The sequence below is a fragment of the Rhizobium sp. A22-96 genome, assembly GCF_053521805.1.
Map to the genome: position 1 here is coordinate 159,869 of NZ_JBNWDQ010000004.1, position 22,768 is coordinate 182,636.

Here is a 22,768-nt window from a genome sequence, read left to right on the forward strand (position 1 = left end):
CGAGCCTTACTTGCTGCCGAACAGATCACCGACCTGCTTCAGCGTTTCCTTGCGCTTGCCGTAGACGGCGTTGACGTCGTAATCGAGCAGCTTCAGATCACCGACCAGCGGGCGCGAGGCCGGGATGTCGGAGCGGGCAGGCATCAGAAAAGTGCCGGCGACCAGCTTCTGGCCTTCATCCGACAGCATGTAGTCGACGAACTTCTTGGCTTCGTCCTGATGCTTGGACCAGTTGAGGATCATCACCGGGCGCGGCGCGATGACCGTGCCGGACTGCGGGAAAACGACGTCGATGGTCTCGCCCTTGGCCTTGGCGGCGAAGGTGATGTAGTCCACCGCGCCGAAGACGGCCGCCTTGGCGCCCTGCAGCACCGGGTTCAATGCTTCGGCATTGGCGCCGGCGATGATGGCGCCGTTATCCTTCAGCTCCTTGAAGAGCTTGTAATTATCCTTGCCGGCGAGGGCTGCCGTCAGTTCGAAAGAGGATCCAGACTGGGCGGGGTCGGGAATATTGACGAGATCCTTGAATTCGGGCTTGGCGAGGTCGGCCCATTCTTTCGGCTCGGTCGTGCCGCTCTTGGTGTTCCAGGCGATGCCGAGGGCAGAAACGCCCTGGGCCACGGCAGTGTCGGTCTTCAGGAAGGCCGGAACCTTTTCGGCATTCGGGCTGGTATAGGAGACGAGCCAGCCGCGCTTGGCGAAATCGGTCGCTGTATCCCAGGAAGCCGAGATCAGCACGTCGACGGCCGGATTGGCGGCCTCGGCTTCGATGCGGGCCATGACCTTGCCGGTCGTTGCCTGGAAGACGTTGACCTTGATGCCGCTCTGGGCGGTGAAGCCGGCGGAAAGCTTGTCGATGAGGTTCTGCGGGCCGGCAGTGTAGACGGTGATGTCGGCATGGGCAACGCCGCTCAACAGTGCGGTCGAAATGGCAAAAATAGCGATATTCTTCAGTGATTTAAACATGGTTTTCCTCTCTAGGCTCAAGTGATATTCCTGCTAGAACCACAGGATGCTGGTGGCGTCGACCGAAAGGCCGATCTGCTCTCCCGGCCGGATCTTGACCGGGCTCAGAACCTGAAATTCGATGCCTGTCGTGCCATGCGGCGCGGCGGTGACGAGATGGCCGTCTCCGCGGAAGTGCGAGCGCAAAGCCGTTGCCGGCAGGTTCGGCCAGGCGGTCTCGCCAAGCGAAATAGCGCGCGTCGGGATGAGAATTCTGGCCTTCCCCTGTCCCGGGCGCGCCTCATCCGACAGCACATGTGGGCTTCCCGCCAGTCGCCAGCCATCATCGCGCCATTCCAGATCAGCCGTGCTGCCAAGCCGCAGGAATTCGGCGACTTCGGGTGAGGCCGGGCTTTCAATCAGGATATCCGGAGAGGCCAACTGGGCGATTTCGCCCGAGCGCATGATGGCGACTTCGTCGGCAAGCGTCAGCGCTTCGCTATGATCGTGGGTGACATAGATCGCCGTCAGCCCCAGCGTGGCGATGAGTTCGGCCAGTTCGCCGACCATGTTTTCACGCAATTCGCGATCGAGATTGGATAGCGGCTCGTCGAACAGGATCAGCTGCGGTTCGGCAACGATGGCACGGGCAATGGCAACGCGCTGCTGCTGGCCGCCGGAAAGATCGCTTGGGCGCCGATGGGCAAGCGCTGCCAGGCCAACGCGTCCCAGCGCTCGCATGGTGCGTTGTTCGCGTTCGGCCTTCGCGATGCCGCGCATTTCAAGCGGAAAAGAGACATTGCCGCCGACCGTCAGGTGTGGCCATAGGGCATAGTCCTGAAACACCATGCCGAGGTTACGCTTCTCTGGCGGTACGAACGTCCTCGAGGCTGCATCGGCGACGGTCTGGCCGGAAATGGTGATGCTACCTTTCGTCGGCGCGAGAAGACCGGCGACGAGGCGCAAAAGGGTGGTCTTGCCGCAGCCGGACGGGCCAAGCAGGGCCAGCGTCTGTCCTTTCGCGAGCGAAAGATCGATGCCGTTAAGGACGATCGCCTTGTCGTAATGGAGTTCCAATCCCGTTGCCGAGACGGCAGCCTGGATTCGGTTTGCGTCACTTGTCATCTAAAAATCAGCGTTTGGAAGCGTTACAAGCCTGAGTAGAGACGCTGCATGACAATGGTGTGACGATTGCACTGTAGGCGCTTGCACCATGCTGTTGCCCCAATAGTTCGGTCACGGCCGAACTATTGCATGTCGGCGTTGGGGTACACTGCAGCTCCAAAAGGAGAGTTTGCAATGTTGATGAACACAGCTCAATCGAAACCCGCAGAGAATGGTCACGACCATATCGTCATCAAACCCAGCGTGCTCTATGTCGGCACGCCCGTCGTGCTGATCAGCAGCCTCAACCCGGATGGAACCACGAATATCTCGCCGATGTCGTCCGCATGGGCACTGTTCGACCGCATCGTTCTGGGCCTGACATGCACGAGCAAGGGCGGTGAAAACGCCCTGCGCGAACGGCAGTTGGTGTTGAATTTTCCCTCACCCGATTTGTGGCGGAAGATCGAGGCGATCGCTCCGACAACGGGTCGCAATCCCGTTCCCTCACACAAGAAAAAGATCGGATACCGGTTCGAATCCGACAAGTTCGACGTCGGCGACTTTACCCCTCAAGCTGCCGATCTCGTCCGGCCGCTACGCATCGCGGAATGCCCGATTCAAATTGAAGCCGAGGTGATGGCATCGCACGGGCCGGGTGGCGAATGGCCCCAGGAGCGGCCCGAGGCTTTCCGGATCATCGAGGTGAAGGCTGTTCGGGTTCATGCTCATAGGGGCATCGTCGTGCCCGGCACCAATCATATCGATACCAGCCAATGGAGCCCGCTGCTCTACGTATTCAGACACTATTTCGGTGTGGGGCCGGATCTCGGCCGCACATTCAAGGCCGAGGTGTAGCGAGCTCTCCTCTGTCGCGTGTGCAGGTGGGTTATCTCTTGCTTTCAGCACCGCGAATCAGAAGATCGAGGCCAGCTTCGAAGAGAGCTTCATGCCCGCTCGCGCGGTAATGAGCGATGGCTTTAGCGAGATTCGGGCGGGTTTGCGCGGCAGCATCGAGTGCGGCTTCGCCCGGTGGATCGGCCGTATTCGCCTGTTCCTCCAGCACACATCCGACCACGTATCGACCGATGGCAATCTGAAGCTCCAGCGCTTGGCCAGGCGTGAAACCGGCCGCAACAAGGCATTCGAGTTGAGCTTCTATGGGATCGAGATCGGTGGACTCGGCTTCCGTTCCGGCGTGCACGCGCGCGCCATCGCGCCATGCCAGCAGAGCGGAACGGAAGCTTCTGGCGTTGGCGCGCAGGAAGTCCTGCCAGGTCTCGCTGGCAAGCGGCGTGCGGCGCTTATGGTGCCGCTTTAACATCTCGAGATTCATCGCGGCCAGCAGCGCCTGCTTGCCCTTGAAGTGCCAATAGAGAGCCGGCTGCTGGACGCCGAGGCGCTGGGCGATCAGCCGCGTCGACAGGCCGTCGACGCCGACCTCGTTCAGAACGGTCAGTGCCGTATCGACGATTTGGTCCCGGTCGATTTTCATTGCGTCTCCAATTGACAGCCTCGGAAGTGTAGTTTATCGGCGATAAAGTTATTTATCAACGATAAGCTGCGCACTATGAACAAGATGCTTCTGACCATTCTGGCCGTCGTTGTCCTTGATGCGGCAGGCACGGGGCTGGTGCTGCCGATCCTGCCGGAACTCCTGCAGAGCGTTGCGCATACGCCGGATCTCGGCTGGCGCTACGGCGCGTTCCTGTCGCTCTATGCCGCGCTGCAGTTTCTCGCCGCTCCCATTCTCGGAACGTTGAGCGATCGCTACGGCCGCAGGCCGGTGCTGCTCGTTTCACTGGCAGGCGGGATGATCGACTATGCCTTCATGGCTTGGGCGCCCGGCTTCTGGTGGCTGTTCCTCGGCCGTGCTGTGGCCGGCCTGACGGCCGCCAATGCCTCTGTTGCGGCAGCCTGCCTGACCGATATCACGCCCGACGAAAAGCGCACGCGGGCCTTCGGGCTCCTCAGCGCCTGCTTCGGGATCGGCTTTATTCTGGGGCCGGTCATCGGCGGCCTGCTCGGCACGGTTTCTCTTCGCGCACCCTTCGTGGCGGCCGGCATACTCGTGATGATGAATTTCATTCTTGCCTTGATCGCACTGCCCGAAACGCGGGTCGAGAAGCCGGAGCATATCGATCCGGCTGCCTTTCATCCGCTGGCGCCGCTGCGCTGGCTCGGAGCGTTTCCGGCGCTGTTGCCGCTGCTGTTCCTGTCCGTCATCCTCAACATCGTCGGCCAGATCGGCGGCACCGTCTGGGTGCTCTACAGTCAGGACAAGTTCGGCTGGGATACGGCGGCGGTCGGGCTTTCTCTTGCCTGCATGGGGCTTCTCCATGCCCTCGCCCAGGCCTTTGTCGCCGGCCCCCTGAGCGAGCGCTGGGGCGAGCGTCGTGCGCTCATCGTTGCCATCGTCTGCGACAGCGCCGCCTATATCGCGATTGCCCTGGTTACGCGCAGCTTCATCACCGTCCTGCTGCTTCCGCTTTTCTGCCTGAGCGCAATGGGCGGCATCGGCCAGCCGGCACTGCTGTCGCTGATGACGCAGCGTGTGGGTGCCGATGATCAGGGGCGCCTGCAAGGCGTGCTGGGCAGCCTGACGAGCCTTGCATCCATCATTGCGCCCCTGGCGGTCAGCGAGATCTATTTCGCCTCCAGATATGATTTTCCCGGCCTGATCTGGATCCTCGGCGCGCTGCTTTATGTCACCTGCGTGCCGGTGCTGTTTACGATCCGAAAGAAAACGGCCGGCGCATGAGTGCCGGCCGGGTCGCTTCCATACAGCTCTTCCCGCCGTCTTAATTCAGCGAATCGTCCGGCTCGGGATCCTTGACCTTGCCGAAGAGGCTCTTCAAGGCGCTGGTCTTGGCCTTCGTGACCTTGTTGGCTTTTATCGCCCGCGTCGCGGCCTTGGCCTGCTCCAGCATCATCTCGATCTGGATCTGCTGGATTTCGGTCAGCCGCTCCCACTGGCGATTGAGGAGGTGGTCGACCTTTTCATGCAGGTGGCGGATTTCCAGTTCGGCCTTCAGGTTGACCTTGTAGTCGTTAAGGGCGCGCAGGCGATCCTTCTGTTCCTGGCGGCGCTGGCTCATCATGATGATCGGGGCCTGCAGGGCGGCAATCGTCGAGAGAATGAGGTTCAGCAGAATAAACGGATAGGCATCGAAGGCCGTCTTTTCGCCCATGAGGACATTGATGCCCATCCACACGGTCAGGAACAGACAGAAGGAGATGATGAAGGTCCAGCTGCCGCCGAATATGGCGACGCCGTCGGCCATCCGGTCGCCGATGGAGCGGTGGTCCTCATAGTCCTCTTCAATGTTCTCGGCGAGCGTATCGTGCGTCTTCAGGCTCTCGACCACCTCGTCCTCGAGGGTCGAAAGCTCGCCCCGCTCGTCGGTCAGAAGCTCGGCGATATATTGGGCGCGATAGTCGTCCATCACCTTGCGGCTGATATAGTCGTCGGCGCGAAGGTCGGGGTGCTTCAGCCGCATGAAATCCGCAAGCGAAGGGCGGAGGTCATCGACGTGCACGGCGTCCTTCTTCTTAAGCGTCTGGCCTGTGATGGCATCAACGAGCTTGACGGACTTGGCCTTCGCCTGGGCGAGGCTTTTGGTATAGTCGTCCATCTCCACCACGGTCGCGGCTTCGCCTTCGCCGGCATCGAAGTCGACGATTCCGTCCGCCGGATCAAAGGTCTTCGTATCTGTCATATGTGAGGGCCTCTTTCACAACTTTCCGCTCGTTTAGCCAATAATGCAAACAGGATTGTGACTGTTAGAAGACTGTCAAAATCGGAACCGCCGTCAAATCGTATTGCCGCGCCGTTTCGATGTCGTCGTTCTGCATGCGCTTGCTCACTCTCTAATAGCGCGATTGTCCTAAGCAACGGCAAATGAAATGTTTCTGGATGTATCAAGTCGGGTGATTTTCGAGCCAGAAAACCCGGAAAACAACTGATCCGTGCGCTCTCAAAAACGTTTTCGAAAGCCCTGCGTGCCAAAGCGGAAAATTCTACCGTTTAAATCAAGATTGTGAATTTCCGCCCCCTTGACCGAGGTCGTCCGGCTTCTATCTGCCGCAGTGCAGCAGAGACCCCACTGCCGCGAATAAATGTTTAGGTTCAAAGAATTAACTCAACAGGATGTTGGGCCTGTTGCCATGGGTTTGCACGTGTGCAGAAAGGATAGCTATGCACAATTCCCCGGCAAAGGACTTGGAGTCCATCGCCAGGCAGGGCGGTCGCTTCAAGCGAATGGCTGTTAGGATACCGACTTACCTGACCGATCTTCGGGAAAATCCGGCCTGGTTGCCGATGTTCCTGCTGGCGCGGACATTGCCGTTTCGGCGGATGCATTGGTTTGCCACCAGGCAGCCCGTCACGCTTCCCGTTTCCGGTGCCTCCATGTTCGGCGGGCTCGAACGCAGCACCGTCGTCAATGCATTGCGGACGGACGGCATCTATTCGGGCCTGATGCTGCCTGATCATATCCATCGTGAGATCACCGAATTCGCCCAGACCACGGGCTGCTTCGGCAATTTCAATCGCAAGCTCGAATTCGCCGCAGGTGAACACAAGGAGGCGGAGGCCCGTTTCGAGCGCCCGATCCTTTCCGGGCATTTCTTCGAGCGTTCGCTCGATTGCGCGGCCGTCATGGCGGTTCAGCGGGATCCGTTGCTGATCGATGTTGCCCGGCAATATCTGGGCGGCCAGGCCAAGGTGATCACCACGCGCATCTGGTGGAGCTTTCCGACGCAGGCTTCGGAAGCGGATAGAAGCATGGCGTCGCTCGATAAATATCACTTCGATCTCGACGACTGGCGAATGCTGAAGTTCTTCTTCAACCTGGTCGATGTGGACGAGGGCACCGGTCCGCACGTCTTCGTCAAGGGCAGCCACAGGCGGCGGCGCGTCAAGCATCAGCTTACCCTGCTTGTCGGGCATTCGGCGGACGAAGTGCTCGATTATTATGGCAAAGCGAGTGCGGTGACACTGACCGGCAAGGCTGGCTCGGGCTTTGTGGAAGATCCCTTTGGTTTCCACATGGGCACGGTTCCCACGCAGAAGCCGCGCTTGATGATGGAAGTCGGCTTCGGCGTCTCGAAGCCGTCGCAGCGACGTTTCCATGGGGAGCCCGTCCTGCGATAGGCTGCGGATTGCTTTATGGAAGCCATGCTGTGGAGCGCCGTCGACCGGCGCTCCTGCCGCTCAGTCTTATGCGGAGCGACCGAACCGCTTTGCGATGAAATGGTCGAGCGCGATACGGCCCGGGCCGCCGGCGATGATCACCAGGAAACAGGTTGCCCATGTACCGTGTGTCGGCCAGGCATCGGGATAGACGAATATCTCGATGACGAGCGTCATGCCCAGCAGGGCCAGCGCCGACAGCCGGCTTGCGAAGCCGATGACCAGCAGGAACGGAAAGAAATGTTCGCTGAAGGCCGAGATATGGGCGGCGATCCACGGATCGATGAAGGGCAACTTGTATTCCGTCTGGAACAGATAGACGGCATTGTCGGTCACATGCCAGCCATCCACCTTGGTCTGGCCGGACTGCCAGAAGACGGCGGCAATCGACAGGCGCGCGACAAGCGCGATCAGATCGTGGGGAATGCGGTTGAGAAGCCTGAGGGCGCCATACAGCCTCTGCGGCCCGGTTTCGCGTTCGGCCACGCTGGCCGTCATCATATGCTCTTGCATGTCGGTTCTCCCTGACGTTCAGCGAATAGCCATGAATGCGCCGGCCGCGAGCGCGCCGGCGAGGTTGGCGGAAAGATCGAAATCCGGTGTTTCGGCAAGAGCCGCCTCGAATGCGCTGCCCAGATCGGCGCCGGCAACAAGCTCTTCGAGAAAAACAGCGCCGCCGGCGGGCAAAGAGTGGACCTCGACCGTCATCTGAGGTCGGACGACGAGCGCGTCCTCTCCCGTCCAGTCCTCGATATCAGCCAGTTCGATTTCGCCGGTGTTCATCGCCCAGATGGTAATTATGGGAAAGGCCGAGCGAATGATCGAGGCTGAGGGATGCGGCACGAAGCGCAAGCGCGTCAGACCCTCCGGCTCGACCGTGGTCAGTAAGGCGGCGTCGAGCGGCGCAGCATCGGCGGCGTGATAGGCCTTGCCACGGGCCACTTCCAGCCTGATGACATCGGGCAGATAGGGGATTTCGCCTGCAGGCTCGAAACTCCCAACGAAATCGCCAAAGTTGTCGCCGTAAGCCAGCAGCAAGGACGAGTGCGGCGGATGCAGGCGGATGAATTCATGCGCCATGGCGGCGAAGAATTCCTCGCCGACGATCTTCTCGGCAGCCGGAAAGCGCGAGGTCAGCGCACCGATCAGCCCGACGGCGACGTTGTTACGGTAGACGCCGAAGCGGCGCTCCGGCCGCGAGCCGTTCCAGGCTTCAAGTCCTTCCGGAACCGCTCGATCGAGATCGACGAGCGCTGCGGCGAATTCGGTTTGCGTCGAGAGAGACATGGCTGCTCCTATGCCGCCCGGCGTTCGGCCGCGCGCCGAAGGATAGCGTCGGCGGCCTCCGCCTCGGCCCTCAGAACTAGCCATTCCGGCACGTCATTATCCCATTCGACCAGGCTGGCAATCGGGCCAGTGCGGGCGATCAGCTCTTCATAGAGCTCCCACACCGGGTCTTTCACCGGCGTATCGTGGCTGTCGATCAGAAGCGGTGCGCCGGCATCGTCGACGGTTTCGGAATGGCCGCTCAGATGGATCTCGCGCACCCATTGTACCGGAAAGCGCCTGAGGTAAGCGCGCGGATCCATGTTGTGATTGGTGGCGGCAACGAAGACGTTGTTGACATCGAGCAAAAGGCCGCAGCCGGTGCGGCGGACGGTTTCGGCAAGAAACTCCGTCTCTTCGATCGTGCTTTCCTCGAAGAGCAGATAGGTAGCCGGATTCTCCAGCAGCATCTGTCGGCCGAGCAACGTCTGCACTTCATCGATATGGGTGCAGACCTGGGCGAGGGTTGCCTCTGTATAGGGGAGCGGCAGGAGATCGTTGAGGAAGGTCGTATCGTGGGTCGACCATGCCAGATGCTCGGAAAAGCTTTCGGGCTCGTAGCGATCGCAGACGATCTTCAGGCGGGCCAGGTGATCGGCATCGAGCGGTTGCATCGAGCCGATGGAAAGGCCGACGCCGTGAATGGAGAGAGCATAGTCCTGGCGCAGCCTGCCAAGCTGGGCATGCGGCGGTCCGCCGGCACCCATGTAGTTTTCGGCGTGCACCTCGAAGAAGCCGATCGGCTGGCTGGCGGCGTTTATGGTCGCAAAATGTTCCGGCTTGAAGCCGACGCCGGCACGGCGGGGAAGTTCTGACGGTTTCATTGCAAGCCTCCGCTTGGACATGCTTGATCGGGAAGGAGGGCGGCGCGCAGACCATGCGCCGCCCCGCGTCACTGCAGTCTGGTCAGACAGGCGCCGGACCTTGCATCAGCGTGCCGTGGCCGTTCGGCGTCTTGATCGTTTCGCAGGTTCCGGCGGGAACCAGCTTCCACGAGTTGCGCTGATAATCGACTTTCGACGTACCGGCGCAGGTGGTGCCGGGACCGGCGGCGCAATCATTCTGGCCTTTCAGGGCAACGCCGTAGCATTTGTCCTTGGCGTCGGCCGCCGAAGCGGTGGTGACGCCGGCGGCCAATGTCATTGCCGTCGCGACCGAGGCGGCGAGGGCGACTGCTGAAATCCTGCTCATGACAAACTCCTTGCAACAGATAATGGATCGATGATCTGAGCTCAGATCAGGCCGGGGTCAGCGAGCCATGGCCCTTCGGGGTCTTCATGGAGGTGCAGGTGCCTGTGGGAACGAGCTTGAAGGACATCTTATCATAGCTCATGGTCGACTTGCCGGCGCAATCATGCTTGCCGGCGGCGCAATCGTTCTGGCCCTTCAGCGCGACGCCATAGCATTTTTCCTTGGAATCGGCAGCGGCAGCGGGGACGGCGATGGATGCAAGCGCCGAGGCGAGCGAACCGGCAATGGCCAGGGTGAGGATGCTGTTCTTCATGGATCTGTCTCCTAGGTGGATGCGAGCCGTCATTGGCTTGCATCAGGGTCTACGGAGCGTCCGTGGGCGACGTTACAGCCGACGCGAAATTTTTTCGAACGATACGAAATTATTCTGTGCCGGCTATATGTTTCACCTCGATTGCCTGCCGGACAGGGACTTTTGGCCAAAAGCCGAAAAGACTTGAAAAAGATGGACAGTTGCCGGTAACGAAAGGCTGCGGTCCTGCGTAGAGGAGATGTCGGGTGAGTCATTCGGCGCGCGAAGAGGAATGGGCAGTCTGGATGCGCGCCGCCATTGGCGGCGATGCGCAGGCCTACCATCGTTTCCTGTCCGCAGTGACGCCGTATCTGCGCGCCATGGCGCGCCGGCGCTGCGATCAGTTCGGGACGCCGGCCAGCGAAGCCGAGGACGTGGTTCAGGAAGTGCTGCTTGCCATCCACCTGAAGCGCGGAACCTGGGACGCATCGCGCCCGATCGGGCCGTGGATATCGACGATCGTGCGCAACAAGCTGATCGACGGTCTCAGGCGGCGTGGACGGCATGTGAGCGTACCGATCGACGATGTGATCGATATCCTTGAGGCGGAAGAACAGACCGATGCCCTGGAGCGATTGGACGTCGATCGTATGCTGGAACAATTGAAGGATCCGCAGAAGACGATCGTGCGCTCGATTTCCGTCGAGGGAACCAGCGTACGGGAAACGGCGGATCGGCTGAAGATGACGGAAGGCGCCGTGCGCGTGGCGCTGCATCGCGCGCTGAAAGTGCTTGCGGCCTTGTATCGGAGTGAGACCAGTGAAAACCGATGACCTCATCAATCTTCTGGCGCAGGACGCGCCGGTCCGCACGCGGATCGGCAAGGCCCTCGCCTTGGCGGTCGTCGCGGGTATCCTGATCAGCGGCGGCATTTTCTTTGCGATGATCGGCTTCCGCGCCGATATAGACACCGCAATGCAGACCATTCGTTTCCTGTTCAAATTCGTCGTGACCATCGCGCTCGCCGCGACCGCTTGCGCCGTCGTCTTCCGTATCGGCCGGCCCGGTGTGCCGTTGCGCATATGGGGTTGGGCGTTGCTGGCGGCACCGATCCTGCTGCTTGCAGCCGCAGCCGTCGAAATGGCGGTCATGCCGGCGGACAGCTGGAGCGCGCGGATGATCGGGCACAATGCCCGCTTTTGCCTGACGCTTATTCCGCTGCTGTCGATCGGGCCGCTTGCCTGCTTCCTGTTTGCATTGCGCCACGGCGCGCCGGAAAGGCCTGGTGTTGCCGGTGCTGTTGCGGGGCTTGCAGCCAGCGGTATCGCCGCAACCTTCTACGCATCCAACTGCACGGACGACAGCCCGCTTTTCGTCCTGCTCTGGTATCCGATCGCGATCGCCATGGTGACGGCTGTCGGATATGGTCTCGGCCGGCGCATTCTGCGTTGGTGACGCGGTCGAAAAGCCAACTTTAACGGATTGGGAATATCCCGCGTTGATCCTATCGGGCGGCGCGAACATCGATCGCCGCGAAAGCAGTTGGAAGCGCCTGCTTTCACCTGTTATCCCGGACCCGCTCCTTGTTTTCAAAAAATTGCATTTGTCCGCTTTAAAGTATTTGCATCCGCGGCGAATTCTATTATAGAGGCGCAACCTTCGCCGCGAACGATTTCATCGTCTGGCGGTCGTTGGGGAATAGTTCAATGGTAGAACGACGGACTCTGACTCCGTTAATCTTGGTTCGAGTCCAGGTTCCCCAGCCAATTCTCTCTAAATCCCCTTAATTCCTTGATTTTCCAGTCGTGCCGGATATCGTTTTGGCATCATTGGCGACCTGATGCCCAGAACTGTAGCCCACAGGTGATGCCCACGCGAAATTTGCGGCGGCAGCGCAGGTGGCAGGCGAGGGCAAATACCCCATGGCGGTCCGCCACGACGTCGAGAATCTCATCCGCCGCGGCAACATCTTTTACTGGCGCGCGCGCATCCCCGCTTCGTTCAAGCGGTGTCGGGCCGGAAGCCGGCTTTCACTCAGCCTTCATTGTTCCGACCATAAGAAGGCTCAGACGATCGGTCGTAAGCTCAACATGCTGTTGGCCGAACTGAAGATGAATTCGAAGGAAGCAATGTCCACGACCAGGGAGCAACTTCAGAAACTCTGCGAACACGAGCGCGACAACCTGTTGTCGCACCTGGAGGATGTCGCCATCGTGGCGAGGCGCAATGGACGCACCAAGGACATCGAGGAACTAGAACACGACCTCGAAAGCGGCTGGGCTTACAAGCTACTTGAAATGTACGGCATCCGTCTGATGTTGACGTTAGATGACGGCTGCAACGGCCGAACATATCTCCTCGCCAATGGCGTGCCTGCTTCGCACATCCCTGCGATCGCACATATCTACAGAGAACAGCGCCACGTCTCCAACGGCCGTAGTTTCCAGGATGGCGTCTATAAGATGATGGCCCAGTTCGGAATCGAGGAGACCGGGATCAATCATGAAAAGGCGATGAAGGCCTTTTTCAAAGGACGCGCGGAAGCCCTCCTTGATATCGACGATCGACATCCGCTGGCGGAGCGCCGCCAGAGCGAGTTCTTCGGCGGCTCCAGGTTGGAGACTGCTGCGACTTCAAAGGCTCCGGCAGAAGTCAAACTGACTCCTCTTGTCGTTGAGACCTTGCACGAACCCCAGGCTCCACCGATTGCTGCCTCCGAACCGGTTGAACCAGAGGAGATCCGTTTTCTTGATCTCACGCCGAAGCCTGCCCAAACACCTGCTTTTGTCGAGGTACCGGAGAAGCCCCTTCGCGTCGTGATGGTCGCTGATCTTGAGTCAGAGTGCGAAAAGCTCATCGCAAACAAAGGCAAGAGCTGGGAGAAGGCGTCGGCAAATGATGCACGTGCACTTGTCCGGATGCTGAAGAGCGTTTTAGAGGAACATAACGTCGAACATTCGGGTCAGATCGAGCAATTTCATCTCGGCCAACTTCGGCAGCATCTCAATGAGATCCCCATCCATTGGGGCAAAAGTGCTCGAATGAGAGCCATGTCGGCACCAGAGCTAAGAGCAGAGGGAAAGAAGCTAAGGGAACAGGCTGAAGAGGAAGGAAAGGAGGCGACAGTTGGACTGAGTGTCGGAACAATCCGCAAGCACTTCTCCAACTTACAGAGCTTCATGACACATATCCGTGGCCACGGTTTTCAACTGGCGGATTGGACATTCGACGGCTTACGACCGAAGAAGCAGCCTTTGGGGTCAATCCGTGCCGAGCAGTTCAAACCGACACCAAGCGACCTAGAACCAATCTTCTCTACTCCGATTTATACCGGCTCATTGGACGATCGCCGCGGACGTGGAAAACCAGGGTCGCTTGTCTATCACGACGGGATTTATTTCCTGCCGATCCTGTACACTTATCTCGGCGCCCGGCGAAAAGAATTAGCCGGGCTTGCCCTGGACGATCTTGCTGAAGACGAGGCAGGGCTTGTTATCCGCTTGCGATCAAATCAGTTTCGCAGGTTGAAGAATGAGCAATCCAAGCGAATTCTTCCAGTCCCCGATGAGATGATCCGCTTAGGTTTTGTCGATTATTGCACGGCGCTGAGTAAGCTCGGATACGAGGCCGTTTTTCCAGATCTGTTCTCCGACCAAACGACAAACGATCCTGGAGACCGTTTTTATGATGTCTTCGGCCCGATCATGAAAAAGGCGCTCGGGGACAACATGTGGGATCGCGCTATCCACGCGTTGCGTCATGGCATGGCAGATACGTTGAAGCAGGCCGGTGTTCCTACCGAAGTTATTGACGACATTGCCGGACGCCTTAGCGATGGAAGCGAAACCAATACCCGTTACACCAACCCTGCCGGTTTGCCGTTGATGCGGGATGCGCTCAGCAAATATCCGATCATTACCGCTGGGATCGAGCCGCAGCCTATCCAGCTTCTTCCATGGGTACAGCAGAAGCTGCCCCCGCCATGGGCGCGAAAGCCGAAGAATGAGGCAAGACGCCGGAAATAATTTCCGGCGTCCGCGGTGAATCAGGCGGCCTCCCAGACCTGGTTGAGAATGCGAGCTGCAAGCGCTGCCTTATCCTGTGGCAAGAAGCGGCCGTAGTGTTTGGCAACCATGTCGGCCGTGTCCTGGATGGCGTAGCTCGCCTGCTCGTACGAGCCGGTCTGCTTCAAGATGTGGGTCGCGAGCACATCACGCACATTATGAGGACCGTGCGGCAGCAGGCCCTTGATGGCACCACGGCCGGTATAGGGGTTGTAGATCCCGTAACGCTGGATCGTGAGCCTCCATGCCTCGTAGAAGCTTGTGATGTCGTAGGCTGCATCCGTACTTGTCGTCTTGACGGTCTTCACGAAGAATGTGCCTGGATCGTCGGCAGTCCGGAGAAGCACTGCACGATGCCGGTCCACATAGGCGTCAATGTAGCCATACAACCCAAGCAGATCGGGGAGCACCAGCCGGAACGGCTTGTCGCCAAAGAAAGACGAGTGTGCATTCTTGAAGGCGACCGCAGGGATCAGCACCTCCCAGCCGTTCTCGCGTTCGTTCCAACGCAGCTCGCCACGCTTCATCTTTTCGAGGACGCGCTCCGAGCGAGGCATATGGCCCTTCGGGCAGAGCATAAGCTGTCGCAGGTTCTTTTGGCGAAGCCCTAGATGTAAACCGAGCCGCAGCAACAGGAATGCTCTCACCGCTTCCGCAGCCGGCCGGGGATAGCGGTGCTCATCCGGCATAAGCCGCAGGATTTCCTCGGTGATCTTACGGTATTCGCCAACCGGGCTCGGCGCCTCGAGGACCGGCATGATCGGTTCGAAGGGATCCCGGTGAACGCGCGCGATCCGCTGAATTTCCTTTACGCGATGCGATGCATGCTTATGGAAGTCATCGCAGGCCCCGTGCCAATCCTCCTTCGCGAAGTCGATTTCGCTCTGAGATACGAGACCCCTGATCGGTTGCACGCGCGCCAGCAGCTCGGGGTGTTGTCGAAGCCAGCCGGTCCCTTCCTTTGTGATTGCCAGTGCGATCCGAAGCATATCGACTTCCCATGCCGTGTAAAAACCACGGCGGGTCTCGCGCCACTCGACATACCAGTCCCAGATGCCGGGAAATAAAAGCAATCCGAAGGTCAGTTGCCGAAGCGGTACACCGTAGCCTCTAACCTCTCCGTCTCGCGACGCCGCCAGCGCTCCGAACATCAGCCCGAGATGCTCGATCTTCTGAGACGCCGTCTCTTCGCCCCAGACGCCGTTCCTTTGGAAACCGACCGAAGTGAGTGCCGACGTCTTGAACCGAACAAGGTCGGCCATCTCCATGGCAAGAGCCGGAGGCGCCTCGATCACGCCCGACAGCAGATCAGGATCTTCGTAGTTCGCAGGAACGGTTATCTTTCCATCGCGCGGCGCACGTCCACCGTAAGACACGCCTGGAAACCGGATGGCATACCGCTGTTTTGCGGCGGCCGCCTGAAATTTTCTATAGTCGGTCGATCCGCTGATGATGACGCGCCGGACCCAGTCGACAATCTCCTCGCGCTTTTGAAACGGTAATGCGTTGAAATCTTCCGGCAAATGCCAGGCAATACGCCGCCGTTCCGAAGGCTCGATGCCGGACAGATTGAACCCCGAAGCGGAACGAGAAGGATGCGGTAGCTTGGCTTTGAAATAACCGACGGGCAGCCGATAGCGCCGCTCGATCCGAGCGAGTATGTCGAAGCTCTCTGTACTGCGCGGCACACGCTGACCTTCAACCCACGTCAGCAAAGTCTTCTTGTCTGTTATGTCATCAGGTCCAACGATCGAACGGTGGAGGACCCAGTATGTCTCGCCATGTCGTCGAAGATGAAGTTGGAGGGCTTCTGCGAAATCTGATGGATCTTCCCAGAGGTCGAACAACGGTTTCGGGAATTCGACGATCTTACGCGATGACATCGGTACTGCCGTGGTGTGATTACTGGCTGCACTCTCACGCTTGGAGAGGCCAGTTGGTTGGGCGGTCTGCCTGCTCGCCACTTTCGGCGCGGCTTTGCGAATGGCAGGGACTTTCGCTGATTTTTCTGATGATTTGCCAGAGGTCATGGCTCGTTGGATCCATCGGCCTATGGCGTCGAGGCCGGGATCTATCAAGCGTGCGTTGATTGTCAGAATAGCGATATCGGCGCCGCAGGCGTCAGCAATCATTGACCAATCAGTCTTGCCTTTGTCGCGAGGCGCTTTGCGGCAAGTGGATACGAGTGAGCGCATATAATGACGCAGTCGTTCATAGTCATACGCAGGCAGGACCGGCGCGAGCCTCAGGTCGCAGAAGGCGTCGATCTTTCGCTGAAAGGCTTTTGTAGAAAAATTATCAGTCATTTCCATTCACATAGCTGTTGTCATATTCCCGCGAACGCGGGCGACGGGTGCTATGCGAGACGATTTAAGGTGGCGTAACCGAAGTCGGGGTGAGGCTAGTCGCTTCAGAAAAGCGATTCCGATTCAAACGGGGTTTAATGGAGTAATGGGGGGAGAAGCCCCCGGATTGATAACGCCGTTTACATGAATGAAAACGCCAGCCCAGAGCGGGCCGGCGCACAGAATGCATTTCTAGTGAAGGTGTACCTTCCGCCGGAAAGGGTTATCCGTCCTGCCATACCGGCCCACAAGGTCGTCGAATGCCCGCTCGCAAGCAAGCTCATCGAAACCCTGCTTCACCAGCTCGGACACGAGCTCGAAGCCGAGCTCATCGAGCTTTTGATGACGCCCAGTCCTCACCAGACCGTTGATGACACGGAATAGAAGTATCCGCGCGAAATCATCCCGCCCCGCGCGCCGATGGCGAAGATGTTCGTCCCGAAGCTGCTGTTGCCGCTCGCGCTGCAGTCGGTTCCGCTGCTCCCGTGTCTGTCGTGGCGCCATGTGTTCCTCCTCTTTTCTTGGATGGCATATCCATGGTCAGAGGACCGGCGGACCGGCGCAATCCGTTTTCGGCTGAATCGAATTTATGATGTTTTGAATCGATCTCTCGCGAATTTGAATCGCGTCAACGCAATTTGGTTCGAGTTGCCGGCACATTGAAAGCAGTTGCCGGGAACCCAACAACCGCGATGACTGCCTCAGCAGACCTCCCCACGGCCTTACGTGGGATGTGGAATCGGAATTCTGACAAACTGAATCGACTGCCGAGGTTTAGGAATCGTTCGTGGAGGGTTTGGAATCGAACAAACGCAATTTGTTTTGCGTTACTGGCAATTCGATCGCCGTCGCGGGCGACGTATATCAAGTTTCAAGGTGTGGCGCCGACGCCTCTTGGCCGAGGATCCAGCCTTCCCAAATCTTGATATCACCGTCAGGCGGCGTTCCTTCAGGTCGATGTCCATCGACAACATCGATCATACCCAGGAGGCCGACCGCGGCATCGAACCGGTCTTCGCCGGATTTGTCCGCGCCGAACCCATCAGCGATGATAACCTGCAATGCTTCCGCACCTACATGAGGGCGGTTGCGCAGCCAGCTCAGCATATGATCGCCTACGACACGTCGTCCTGCTTGCTGGCGCTTGCTCCAGACAGGGCGCCTCGGAATACCGAGCTGCCCGTATACATCTCCCGGATATGTTTCAGCGATGATCGTGGCGCCGGGGATTGAGAGCTCGGCGAGAGAGCCGTCAAACGGCCAGAGACTGATATCATCCAGATTGGGAATGATCACTTCCCGCCAGCCGGTGATAGCGGCCTTTCCGACCTGATTGCCGCCAAGCGTCCAGAAGAGCATGCACGCGTCGCCTCGATCCGTTGTCGCCCGCTCGCAACTGCGAAGCAGCGCTATGCCTCGATCAACGCCGAGTGCCTCGTACAGATGCTGTCGTTGCGTACCGCCGGGACGTTGCGGATAAAAAGGGCGATGAACGGAGATTTCGTGACGCCGCTCGGCTACATCGAACCAGCGCGCAAACGGCCCTTGCCCAAAAGCCGTCAGGGCGTCGCGGAAAGATGCCGGACTGATCATCTCGCCATAGCGCTTCGGCAATCCGATAGGGAAATCGAATCCCATCAGCAGAGCGCCATCTACTTCGGACCGGCGGCTGAGCCTGCTCATGAGGTCGGTGGTATCGCCGACGAGCTCCGGCGCCGCGACCTGCCAGCCCTTGCTTTGCCGCACAGCGACGCACATCCAACGCTTCTTGCGGTCGATGCTCCAGTCGCAATGCGCAATGACAGCCACAGTCATACCGAAACCTCCAAGTGCGAAAGACTTACGGGGGAGGACCCAGGATGTCCATCACAGCCTGCTCGTCCATCACCTGGGCTTCGAATAGTGCATGAACCAGTCGATCGAACACGGGGCGATGTTCGAGAAGCACCTCCGTGGCCCTGGCCTGTCCAACTTCCAGACGTCGGTGAACGCGCGCTGCAAGATCAGCGTTGACGCTCAGGACGGCCGTAGGATCGCGGTGCGCCAGATAGAGCAGCGAGTTCTTGGCGCCGAAGCCGAGTGCCTGCTCCATATCCAGTGCAAGGCGGGTGGCGCGACCGAGATCACTATGCTCGGCGCCACCTGATCCCGCCGATGGCGCCTTGAACATCATAAGCTCCGCAGCCCGGCCGGCCATAAGCAGGGCCAGCAGCCGCTCGTACCAGTCGACGGTTTCCGACCCGCCTTGCTTGAACGCCAAACTGTTGTGGCCACCTTCGGCCGTGTCGATGGTGAGTCCCTTGATCGCGCCAAGGCGCAGAGCGTGGTGAACGACGGCGTGTCCCGCTTCATGAATCGCCAGGCGCCAGCGCTGGTCGGCACGCAGCGGCGGCCGATGGCCACGAATGCCAGCTTCGACGTCGGAATAGCGCAATGGCCGCTTTTCGCGTCGTGCCCGGAGCCGCGCTTCTCGCACAATTCGCTCGATGTCAGCGCCGGTCAAACCCATTGCGCGCGTGGCGAGGCGTCGGAGGTTTTCCTGGCGCCAAGTCTCGCCATGGGTTTCGTCAGTGGCCTTACTCAGTTTCCTTTCGCCACTTTTCTTTCCATCGTCCGCTCTGATCATTCGACGCCTCCCTTGGACTGATTGGCAATGACAAGGTCGAGATCGACACCGAGATGATGGGCCAAAATGCCCTCAAGTGCTGGAATGTCCGGCCGTGGAATTTCGATGTGCGTCTCCAGGCGTCCCGACCTTCTGATGGCTTCATCGATTTCGTTCGGCCGATTGGTCGCACCGACGACGATGACGCCTTCGCTCTTCACCGCTCCATCCAACAATTCGAGCAGCTTGTTGACGCAAGCATTCCAGTAGTCCGCATACTCTCGTGACGGACTCATGCGCTGGCCGATGCCATCGATTTCGTCGATAAACAGAATGCAGGGCGCCCGTGACCGTGCCTCGGCAAAGGTATCCTGCATCCGGTCGAGGACGCCGCTTAGATAGTCACCCTGCAGCCACGTCGAGACCGAGGTGACGACAAGCGGCATTTGCAAGCTGTTGCATAGAGCGCGTGCGAAGCTCGTCTTGCCGGTCCCCGGCGGTCCTGAAAGCAGCAACTTTGTGCTCATCGCCGACCAGGCGAGATCGCCGGTTAGATAATCGATGACATCCGCCTTCAGGCCTAGCGCCCAGTCCCTGGCAGCGCCATAGCCCGTCAGGGTCTCGATGAACAGTGGTTTGCTCTCACCCGGTCGGGCGTCTGGCGACAAGACAGGTTCAATGACCTCAGCCCCGGTTGCCTTGTCCTTCCTCCGTCCTCTCGATCCGGACGACGATGTGGATTTATCAGCGCTCTTGTCCTGATCCGCTGCTTTGCGAGCGTTCTCGGTCGGGCTCTGCGTCACCAGCTTGCGCGCCGACTTATCTTTTCGTCCCTCTCCGTCCTCTTCTCCCTGCTCCTCCCGCCGGTTTCGGGCGGCGAGTTGGCCGAGGGCCATGATGCTGGTTTCGATTGGACGACCCGGACGCACGGCGATTGCCAGATCGTCCAACGTCAGCATCTCGGCGTCGATCTTCAACACGGTGGACTGATAATCAAATTCGATCTCGCCATAAATGGTTTCGAGAAGATCAGCGATCACGTCTGTGGTCATCCCTTTTCCACGCAGGCGCAAGTCGGCGGCCAGATCGATCGGATCGGGAACGGGCTTACCGCCCTCGGTCACGGCCATGACAGGCGAGCCGAGGGCCAGCGCCAGCGTCAGTTGTTTGCGGATCGTGCCCCGGCTGATGCGGGAATCGTCATCAACGAGGACGTAGAGAAAGACCCGTTGCGCTTCCGCTTCGCCCCATGCCCACAATTCCCCGACGAAGGTAAACTCGGCCGCCATGCCAACATAGGGACCAAAGGGGACGAGGCCGGTATCCTCTACCATGCGCAGAAGCGCACGTTCGAAACCCTCGACAGGCACGTCGATGCAGATGACCGGTCCTGTCCGGCGTAGGACGGTCGCGAGGTCCCGCAGCGCGACGCCGCTGTCCCGGATGGCAGCGGAAAGCAGCAGTGCCGTGATGATATGCTTCACGCCAAGCTTTTCGCCGGCGTCACAGATTGTCCGCATCGCATATGCGGCACGGTCACTCGCCTGCCGATCGGAAGAAGGCTGCTTTCGCCGGAGATGAGAAGGCAGGACCAAGGGCGGGGCCATGGGATCGACATCGCCCGACCGGTCCTTGGGTGGCTCGATCAGGAAGGAGGCGAATTCGCGCCGGATCCACTGTGTGTCGTGGTCAACATCGCCGGTCAGACGATTGACATCGAACGCAGGCATGTACCGCGTGACGGGATGATCATCGATCATGACGACGGTCGAGGACAGCAGGCCGTTACGAGCCGCGCGTCGGCGAAGCGTGCGACGTGACATATGTCGAAGGCGTCGAACGACGAAGGTGGAGAGGCGATCCATCAGTTCCCCTCCGCAACTTTCAAAACGGAAATCATTTCCCCGGCGTCGGTGGGGGCGGCAGGACGGACTGCACGCTGCGTTCTCGTCCGCAACCAGTCGCAAACCAGCTCGCTTGCAGGATCACCGCGGTCGGCCAGCATTCCGAGCCGACTGAGGACTGCCAAGGGAATGGCATTGCCGGTCATCTGCCCTCGATGGGCAAAGGCAAGCGCCATTCCGATAACGATGGCAGCATCTTCCCGCGTGGCGTTGACGGCTGCGACATTGATGGAGCGGACCTCGACCTTGGCTTGCGAGGAACCGGAAACTGGACCGAGTGGATGCGAATTGTGGTCTGCAGGCATGCAGGGTCTCCTCGCCGGACCGCGTGCTAGCGGCCAGCGTTGTGTAGGAACAGAGAGGATGAGAGACTGCCGCGGTCTCAGCCGCAGCAGCCAAAGCCGGAGTCAGGCGGCCAGCAGCCGGCGGGCGAAGCCGATGCGAATGCGCGCTGCGGGGCGCTCGTCGTCTTCGTCCTGTTCTTCTGCCTTGTCGAGAAGATCGTCGGCGCCAAGGATGCCATTCACATCAGGGTCGGTGCCGTCATACGCCGTGCCAAGGGTCGAGCGGCTACTGCCGTGGCGCAGACGCAAGCGGGACGGGCCGGTTGCGGTTGGAACGACTGACGGATCAATGATACCAAGCGCGCGACGGGCCTCACCTTCAAGCAGCGTCTGAACACGGCGACCGAAGCGCACACGGAGTTCCTGCATGCAGGCCGCCGCGCCATCGATCTCCAGAAGGTCGTCGATCTCGTTCAAGGCCCAGACGCCGCTTGCATGATCGCTCGGGCGGCTGGCACCATCGACGATCGCAACGCCGACGTTATCGACCATGAGGCGCTTGTGATGCTTGTAAAGCCAGTCCGGCAGGATCATCGCCGTCGCCAGCATCTTGAGCTTCAGCTCTTCAAGGCGTGTCGTGTCACCATAGGAGGCAAGCGAACGCTTCAGGTCCAAAATGAAGGCTGCGTGCCGGGCACGGTTCACAAGGACGAGGTCCGGCGTGTAGCTGCCCTTTGCCGGCGCCTCGCAATCAAGGCGGACGCCTTCGAGGTGGTGCCAGTCATTGCCGCTCACGGCTTCGACCGCGGCCTTGACCAACGGCAACTTCAGGGACTGGACAAGAACAGTCAGGTCTGTGTTTACCTTCGACAAGCGCTCGAAAGCCTGCTCCAGCAGCTTTCCCTCGCGGAACGAGACGGCGCGGACCATGGATCCGAGACTGACATAGCGGCCGAGGATTTCGTCTTCGACCGGCTCGCCATCCGTGATCGCGGCGATGGCCTTGTCGATCAGGGCGTCGAAGTCGGCCTCGACATCTGGGTAGCAGACGAGAAGCGCGTGGCGGCGCAGGACCGGCGGTTCCGAGCGGGCGTCAGAACGCTGACCGAACAGGCGCGCGGTCGATGACATGTTGTTCGAAACGGTAGAGGCGGCGGAGGTGACGGTAGTCTGGGTCATGCTTGATCTCCCTTGAGAACGCGATCGCGATCGACGGCAGCATCCAGACGTCGGACGGCACATAGCATCGTCCGGCGCGGCAGCCGTAGATCGCAGGCAATGGCGCGGTTAGCCCTTGCGACGTTCGACAGGCGAACGAGCGTCGGCGACCGCTTGAAGGGATGAGTACAAGCAAGATGCTTCACAACGGAAAGCAAAAGGCAGTAAGGATGTCATAGCCCGATTCCTTCTTCGAAAGGCTGAGGGTCAGGCCCTTGGTAGCGTTGGCGCGCTGCTTCGGGCCGCTAAGCTTCAATCACTGAAGCCGCATCCTTTGTCGCAGGACCCGAGGCGGA

The 22,768-nt window shown here is 59.6% G+C and carries 22 protein-coding genes and 1 tRNA gene; 7 read left to right on the forward strand and 16 right to left on the reverse strand.

Annotated features, from left to right (window positions below):
• Nucleotides 1-6: 6 nt before the first annotated feature.
• Together ACQZ6F_RS19090 and ACQZ6F_RS19095 are read right to left on the reverse strand one after the other, a co-directional pair.
• Nucleotides 7-966 (reverse strand): ABC transporter substrate-binding protein, encoded by a 960-nt coding sequence (locus ACQZ6F_RS19090; protein ID WP_449094013.1) that lies wholly within the window; start codon nucleotides 964-966, stop codon nucleotides 7-9.
• A 33-nt stretch (nucleotides 967-999) separates the two neighbouring features.
• A complete protein-coding gene (locus ACQZ6F_RS19095; RefSeq protein ID WP_449094012.1) occupies nucleotides 1,000-2,070 on the reverse strand; it encodes an ABC transporter ATP-binding protein in 1,071 nt (356 codons plus the stop codon).
• A 174-nt stretch (nucleotides 2,071-2,244) separates the two neighbouring features.
• Here ACQZ6F_RS19095 and ACQZ6F_RS19100 point away from each other — a divergent pair, with 174 nt between their 5' ends.
• Nucleotides 2,245-2,907: a flavin reductase family protein gene (locus tag ACQZ6F_RS19100; RefSeq protein WP_449094011.1), complete on the forward strand. Its 663-nt coding sequence runs from the start codon at nucleotides 2,245-2,247 to the stop codon at nucleotides 2,905-2,907.
• Between the two features lie 31 nt (nucleotides 2,908-2,938).
• On the opposite strand, the gene tetR is transcribed toward ACQZ6F_RS19100, so the two are convergent.
• On the reverse strand, nucleotides 2,939-3,544 hold the full coding sequence (tetR, locus tag ACQZ6F_RS19105; RefSeq protein ID WP_449094010.1) for a tetracycline resistance transcriptional repressor TetR: 606 nt from the start codon (nucleotides 3,542-3,544) through the stop codon (nucleotides 2,939-2,941).
• 75 nt (nucleotides 3,545-3,619) lie between these two features.
• Between tetR and ACQZ6F_RS19110 the strand changes: the two genes are divergently transcribed.
• Entirely contained in the window at nucleotides 3,620-4,810 is a 1,191-nt protein-coding gene (locus ACQZ6F_RS19110; RefSeq protein ID WP_449094009.1) for a TCR/Tet family MFS transporter, read from the forward strand.
• A 40-nt stretch (nucleotides 4,811-4,850) separates the two neighbouring features.
• Here ACQZ6F_RS19110 and ACQZ6F_RS19115 read toward each other — a convergent pair whose 3' ends face one another.
• Complete coding sequence (locus tag ACQZ6F_RS19115) at nucleotides 4,851-5,768, reverse strand: DUF1003 domain-containing protein (RefSeq protein ID WP_077470465.1); 918 nt, start codon at nucleotides 5,766-5,768, stop codon at nucleotides 4,851-4,853.
• 479 nt (nucleotides 5,769-6,247) lie between these two features.
• Between ACQZ6F_RS19115 and ACQZ6F_RS19120 the strand changes: the two genes are divergently transcribed.
• On the forward strand, nucleotides 6,248-7,204 hold the full coding sequence (locus tag ACQZ6F_RS19120; protein ID WP_449094008.1) for a phytanoyl-CoA dioxygenase family protein: 957 nt from the start codon (nucleotides 6,248-6,250) through the stop codon (nucleotides 7,202-7,204).
• 66 nt (nucleotides 7,205-7,270) lie between these two features.
• Here the strand turns inward: ACQZ6F_RS19120 and ACQZ6F_RS19125 are convergent, their stop codons facing one another.
• The 5 genes from ACQZ6F_RS19125 to ACQZ6F_RS19145 form a co-directional block, all read right to left on the reverse strand.
• Nucleotides 7,271-7,756 (reverse strand): DoxX family protein, encoded by a 486-nt coding sequence (locus ACQZ6F_RS19125; protein WP_449094007.1) that lies wholly within the window; start codon nucleotides 7,754-7,756, stop codon nucleotides 7,271-7,273.
• A gap of 18 nt (nucleotides 7,757-7,774) precedes the next feature.
• On the reverse strand, nucleotides 7,775-8,530 hold the full coding sequence (locus ACQZ6F_RS19130) for an HvfC/BufC family peptide modification chaperone (RefSeq protein WP_449094006.1): 756 nt from the start codon (nucleotides 8,528-8,530) through the stop codon (nucleotides 7,775-7,777).
• Nucleotides 8,531-8,538: 8 nt separating this feature from the next.
• Nucleotides 8,539-9,393: an MNIO family bufferin maturase gene (gene bufB / locus ACQZ6F_RS19135; protein ID WP_449094005.1), complete on the reverse strand. Its 855-nt coding sequence runs from the start codon at nucleotides 9,391-9,393 to the stop codon at nucleotides 8,539-8,541.
• A gap of 82 nt (nucleotides 9,394-9,475) precedes the next feature.
• Nucleotides 9,476-9,760 carry a BufA1 family periplasmic bufferin-type metallophore gene (locus ACQZ6F_RS19140; RefSeq protein ID WP_068390192.1) on the reverse strand — a complete coding sequence of 95 codons (285 nt, stop codon included), beginning with the start codon at nucleotides 9,758-9,760 and terminating at the stop codon, nucleotides 9,476-9,478.
• A 46-nt stretch (nucleotides 9,761-9,806) separates the two neighbouring features.
• Nucleotides 9,807-10,073 (reverse strand): BufA1 family periplasmic bufferin-type metallophore, encoded by a 267-nt coding sequence (locus ACQZ6F_RS19145; RefSeq protein ID WP_068390187.1) that lies wholly within the window; start codon nucleotides 10,071-10,073, stop codon nucleotides 9,807-9,809.
• Between the two features lie 245 nt (nucleotides 10,074-10,318).
• On the opposite strand from ACQZ6F_RS19145, the gene ACQZ6F_RS19150 reads away from it, so the two are divergent.
• The 4 genes from ACQZ6F_RS19150 (at nucleotide 10,319) to ACQZ6F_RS19165 (ending at nucleotide 14,077) form a co-directional block, all read left to right on the forward strand.
• Complete coding sequence (locus tag ACQZ6F_RS19150) at nucleotides 10,319-10,885, forward strand: sigma-70 family RNA polymerase sigma factor (RefSeq protein WP_077470469.1); 567 nt, start codon at nucleotides 10,319-10,321, stop codon at nucleotides 10,883-10,885.
• Nucleotides 10,872-11,507, forward strand: a complete 636-nt coding sequence (locus tag ACQZ6F_RS19155; RefSeq protein ID WP_449094004.1) for an NrsF family protein — start codon at nucleotides 10,872-10,874, stop codon at nucleotides 11,505-11,507. Before ACQZ6F_RS19150 ends, ACQZ6F_RS19155 begins: the two co-directional genes overlap by 14 nt.
• Nucleotides 11,508-11,744: 237 nt before the next feature.
• A tRNA-Gln gene (locus tag ACQZ6F_RS19160) sits at nucleotides 11,745-11,818 on the forward strand.
• A 156-nt stretch (nucleotides 11,819-11,974) separates the two neighbouring features.
• The gene (locus tag ACQZ6F_RS19165) at nucleotides 11,975-14,077 is read left to right on the forward strand and encodes a DUF6538 domain-containing protein (protein ID WP_449094003.1); all 2,103 of its coding nucleotides are present in this window, start codon (nucleotides 11,975-11,977) and stop codon (nucleotides 14,075-14,077) included.
• 20 nt (nucleotides 14,078-14,097) lie between these two features.
• On the opposite strand, the gene ACQZ6F_RS19170 is transcribed toward ACQZ6F_RS19165, so the two are convergent.
• From ACQZ6F_RS19170 to ACQZ6F_RS19200, 7 genes are all read right to left on the reverse strand, one after another.
• Nucleotides 14,098-16,428, reverse strand: coding sequence for a hypothetical protein (locus ACQZ6F_RS19170; RefSeq protein WP_449094002.1), 2,331 nt, complete (start codon nucleotides 16,426-16,428; stop codon nucleotides 14,098-14,100).
• A gap of 225 nt (nucleotides 16,429-16,653) precedes the next feature.
• Entirely contained in the window at nucleotides 16,654-16,965 is a 312-nt protein-coding gene (locus ACQZ6F_RS19175; RefSeq protein ID WP_449094001.1) for a hypothetical protein, read from the reverse strand.
• A gap of 360 nt (nucleotides 16,966-17,325) precedes the next feature.
• Entirely contained in the window at nucleotides 17,326-18,276 is a 951-nt protein-coding gene (locus ACQZ6F_RS19180) for a DUF429 domain-containing protein (RefSeq protein ID WP_449094000.1), read from the reverse strand.
• Nucleotides 18,277-18,301: 25 nt separating this feature from the next.
• Nucleotides 18,302-19,087, reverse strand: coding sequence for an ATP-dependent Zn protease (locus ACQZ6F_RS19185; protein WP_449093999.1), 786 nt, complete (start codon nucleotides 19,085-19,087; stop codon nucleotides 18,302-18,304).
• Nucleotides 19,084-20,931: an AAA family ATPase gene (locus tag ACQZ6F_RS19190; protein ID WP_449093998.1), complete on the reverse strand. Its 1,848-nt coding sequence runs from the start codon at nucleotides 20,929-20,931 to the stop codon at nucleotides 19,084-19,086. Before ACQZ6F_RS19190 ends, ACQZ6F_RS19185 begins: the two co-directional genes overlap by 4 nt.
• Nucleotides 20,931-21,275, reverse strand: coding sequence for a hypothetical protein (locus ACQZ6F_RS19195; RefSeq protein WP_449093997.1), 345 nt, complete (start codon nucleotides 21,273-21,275; stop codon nucleotides 20,931-20,933). Before ACQZ6F_RS19195 ends, ACQZ6F_RS19190 begins: the two co-directional genes overlap by 1 nt.
• A 102-nt stretch (nucleotides 21,276-21,377) precedes the next feature.
• On the reverse strand, nucleotides 21,378-22,433 hold the full coding sequence (locus ACQZ6F_RS19200) for a hypothetical protein (protein ID WP_449093996.1): 1,056 nt from the start codon (nucleotides 22,431-22,433) through the stop codon (nucleotides 21,378-21,380).
• Nucleotides 22,434-22,768 lie beyond the last annotated feature (335 nt).

Excerpts from the sequence above, each read along its gene's own strand:
- ACQZ6F_RS19145 (WP_068390187.1), bottom strand. The coding sequence starts at position 10,073 with ATGAAGAACAGCATCCTCACCCTGGCCATTGCCGGTTCGCTCGCCTCG.
- ACQZ6F_RS19165 (WP_449094003.1), top strand. The coding sequence starts at position 11,975 with ATGGCGGTCCGCCACGACGTCGAGAATCTCATCCGCCGCGGCAACATC.
- ACQZ6F_RS19110 (WP_449094009.1), top strand. The coding sequence starts at position 3,620 with ATGAACAAGATGCTTCTGACCATTCTGGCCGTCGTTGTCCTTGATGCG.
- tetR (WP_449094010.1), bottom strand. The coding sequence starts at position 3,544 with ATGAAAATCGACCGGGACCAAATCGTCGATACGGCACTGACCGTTCTG.
- ACQZ6F_RS19180 (WP_449094000.1), bottom strand. The coding sequence starts at position 18,276 with ATGACTGTGGCTGTCATTGCGCATTGCGACTGGAGCATCGACCGCAAG.
- ACQZ6F_RS19140 (WP_068390192.1), bottom strand. The coding sequence starts at position 9,760 with ATGAGCAGGATTTCAGCAGTCGCCCTCGCCGCCTCGGTCGCGACGGCA.
- ACQZ6F_RS19120 (WP_449094008.1), top strand. The coding sequence starts at position 6,248 with ATGCACAATTCCCCGGCAAAGGACTTGGAGTCCATCGCCAGGCAGGGC.
- ACQZ6F_RS19195 (WP_449093997.1), bottom strand. The coding sequence starts at position 21,275 with ATGCCTGCAGACCACAATTCGCATCCACTCGGTCCAGTTTCCGGTTCC.
- ACQZ6F_RS19090 (WP_449094013.1), bottom strand. The coding sequence starts at position 966 with ATGTTTAAATCACTGAAGAATATCGCTATTTTTGCCATTTCGACCGCA.
- ACQZ6F_RS19190 (WP_449093998.1), bottom strand. The coding sequence starts at position 20,931 with ATGGATCGCCTCTCCACCTTCGTCGTTCGACGCCTTCGACATATGTCA.
- ACQZ6F_RS19170 (WP_449094002.1), bottom strand. The coding sequence starts at position 16,428 with ATGGAAATGACTGATAATTTTTCTACAAAAGCCTTTCAGCGAAAGATC.
- ACQZ6F_RS19100 (WP_449094011.1), top strand. The coding sequence starts at position 2,245 with ATGTTGATGAACACAGCTCAATCGAAACCCGCAGAGAATGGTCACGAC.
- ACQZ6F_RS19175 (WP_449094001.1), bottom strand. The coding sequence starts at position 16,965 with ATGGCGCCACGACAGACACGGGAGCAGCGGAACCGACTGCAGCGCGAG.
- ACQZ6F_RS19130 (WP_449094006.1), bottom strand. The coding sequence starts at position 8,530 with ATGTCTCTCTCGACGCAAACCGAATTCGCCGCAGCGCTCGTCGATCTC.
- ACQZ6F_RS19125 (WP_449094007.1), bottom strand. The coding sequence starts at position 7,756 with ATGCAAGAGCATATGATGACGGCCAGCGTGGCCGAACGCGAAACCGGG.
- ACQZ6F_RS19185 (WP_449093999.1), bottom strand. The coding sequence starts at position 19,087 with ATGATCAGAGCGGACGATGGAAAGAAAAGTGGCGAAAGGAAACTGAGT.
- ACQZ6F_RS19115 (WP_077470465.1), bottom strand. The coding sequence starts at position 5,768 with ATGACAGATACGAAGACCTTTGATCCGGCGGACGGAATCGTCGACTTC.
- ACQZ6F_RS19200 (WP_449093996.1), bottom strand. The coding sequence starts at position 22,433 with ATGACCCAGACTACCGTCACCTCCGCCGCCTCTACCGTTTCGAACAAC.
- ACQZ6F_RS19095 (WP_449094012.1), bottom strand. The coding sequence starts at position 2,070 with ATGACAAGTGACGCAAACCGAATCCAGGCTGCCGTCTCGGCAACGGGA.
- bufB (WP_449094005.1), bottom strand. The coding sequence starts at position 9,393 with ATGAAACCGTCAGAACTTCCCCGCCGTGCCGGCGTCGGCTTCAAGCCG.